The following is a 2,245-nucleotide window of genomic DNA, read 5'->3' as shown; positions in this document are numbered from 1 at the left end:
GCGCCGCCGCTCTGGCGCACCGCGGACCTTCGTCCCCTCAGCGAGTGCCGACCGCTGCCCGCACGGCCCGCCGAGCCATCTGGCAGTCGTCGTGCAGCCGCCGCAGCAGCAGCCGCTGCTCCTCGCCGGACGGCGCGGCACCGGGGTGGGCCGCCCCCGGAGCCGTCGGGGTCGTGTCGTGCATCGAACGCTGCACGGCCGTCTCGTAGGTGCGGATCTCCCGGGTCAGGACCAGCATCAGGTTCACCAGGAACGCGTCCCGGGAGGCCGGGCCCGCCGACTGGGCGATCTGGCTGATCTGACGGCGTGCCGCCGGCGCGTGAGCCAGCACCGACCACAGCGTCGCCAGGTCGTAGCCGGGCAGGTACCACCCCGCGTGCTCCCAGTCCACCAGCACTGGACCGGCCGGTGACACCAGGATGTTCGACAGGAGGGCGTCGCCGTGGCAGAACTGGCCCATGCCCTGACGGCCCGCGGTCGCCGCGATGCCGTGCAGCAGCTTCTGCAGGTCGCCCAGATCCCGGTCGGTGAGCAGACCCAGCTCGTGGTAGCGGGAGATCCGCGCCGCGTACTCCAGCGGCGCGTCGAAGGTGCCCGCCGGCGGCCGCCAGGAGTTGAGCCGGCAGATCGCGCCGAGCGCCGCCCTGATGTCCGCGCGCGGGGGCGCTTCCGCCGGATGCCGTTGCAGTGCCGCCACTCGTCCCGGCATCCGTTCGACGACGAGCGTGCAGTTGTCCGGGTCCGCCGCGATCAGTCTCGGCACCCGCACCGGGGGGCGGTGCCGGACGAACGTGCGGTATGCGGCTATCTCGTGGCGGATCCGCTCGGTCCACACGGGCGAGTGGTCCAGTAAACACTTCGCGACGGCCGTGCTGCGTCCCGTCGTACCGACCAGGAGCACGGAGCGTCCGCTGCGCCGCAGCACCTGCACCGGGGCGAACTCCGGGCAGATCCGGTGCACCGACGCGATCGCCGTGCGCAGCTGGGCGCCCTGAGGGCCGGACAGGTCGAGCCTCCCGCTGAGGGGTTGCGTGCCGGGGAGCCCCGCGGGACGCCGGCCGCGGCCCGCACCGAGCCCGGGGGACGCCGACCGCGTGGGATCGAGGTAGGGGCCGCCGCCGCCCGGGCGGGTGTGCAGCGACCGGGGCGGGGCGGACACGGAGGACGATGCTGCGTACATGGGCGGACAGATCCCTTCGTGTGCCTGCGACGTCGATGCGCTGCCCGGCCCGGCCTCCCGGGTGCACCCTGGGGAATGTCCCTCGGCGACCGGGTCGGGGTGGCGCGTTCCTACCTGACACCGGACGCCCACTGGCACACCATCTGGCGAGGCATGGCGAACCCTGGCGAATAGTCGCCCGGCAACCCTCACCGGGCTACTGTCAACTCAGCCGAGAACCTGGGGGCTTACGTGAGCGGACAACCCAACACCCGGCTCGCGGACCTGTTCGGCCTGGCCGGCTGGTCCAAGGGCGAACTCGCGAGGCAGGTCAACCGGCAGGCGGCGGCCATGGGCCACCCGCAGCTGGCGACGGACACCTCCCGGGTGCGGCGGTGGATCGACACGGGAGAGATCCCGCGCGATCCGGTGCCGCGGGTGCTGGCGGCTCTGTTCACCGAGCGACTCGGCCGTGTCGTGACCATCGAGGACCTCGGTCTGGTGCGGCACGGGCGTACGGGGAAACGGCAGGGCGGCGGGAGTGCGGAACATCCCGACGGCGTGCCGTGGGCGCCCGAACGGACCGCCGCGGTCCTCACCGAATTCACGGGAATGGACCTCATGCTCAACCGACGCGGCTTGGTGGGCGCGGGTGCCGCGCTCACCGCGGGATCAGCACTCAGCAGCGCCATGTACGACTGGCTGCACACCGACCCCACCCTCTCCGCCGACGCTCCCGTCATCGACCATCCCCTCCTGCACGCCGACACCGCCGGGTTCGACCGCTACGAGGCCGCCCCCATCGGGACGGAGGAGGTCGACGAACTGGAGCGCTCGGTGGAGGTGTTCCGAGCCTGGGACGCCGCCCGCGGAGGCGGGCTCCAGCGCAAGGCCGTGGTGGGCCAGCTCAACGAGGTGGGCGGCATGCTCGCCTACCGTCATCCACCCCACCTCCAGCGACGCCTGTGGGGCGTCGCCGCCAACCTCGCCGTCCTCGCGGGCTGGATGTCGCACGACGTCGGCCTGGAGCCCACGGCCCAGAAGTACTTCGTCATCGCCGCCCATGCCGCGAGGGAGGGCGGCGAC

At 72.9% G+C, this 2,245-nt stretch carries 2 protein-coding genes; one reads left to right on the top strand and one right to left on the bottom strand.

Going from position 1 to position 2,245, the window contains the following annotated elements:
- Positions 1 to 37 precede the first annotated feature (37 nt).
- On the bottom strand, positions 38 to 1,180 hold the full coding sequence (locus ACPT94_RS29145; RefSeq protein WP_360339394.1) for an aminoglycoside phosphotransferase family protein: 1,143 nt from the start codon (positions 1,178 to 1,180) through the stop codon (positions 38 to 40).
- A gap of 231 nt (positions 1,181 to 1,411) precedes the next feature.
- On the opposite strand from ACPT94_RS29145, the gene ACPT94_RS29140 reads away from it, so the two are divergent.
- On the top strand, positions 1,412 to 2,245 hold an 834-nt coding region (locus tag ACPT94_RS29140; RefSeq protein ID WP_489686595.1), incomplete at its 3' end, for an NsdA family TPR-like regulatory protein.

Source organism: Streptomyces aurantiaciflavus (assembly GCF_049808595.1).
Lineage (GTDB): Bacteria > Actinomycetota > Actinomycetes > Streptomycetales > Streptomycetaceae > Streptomyces.
The sequence above is the reverse complement of the archived record's forward strand: the minus strand, read 5'-3'. Positions and strand labels throughout refer to the sequence as shown.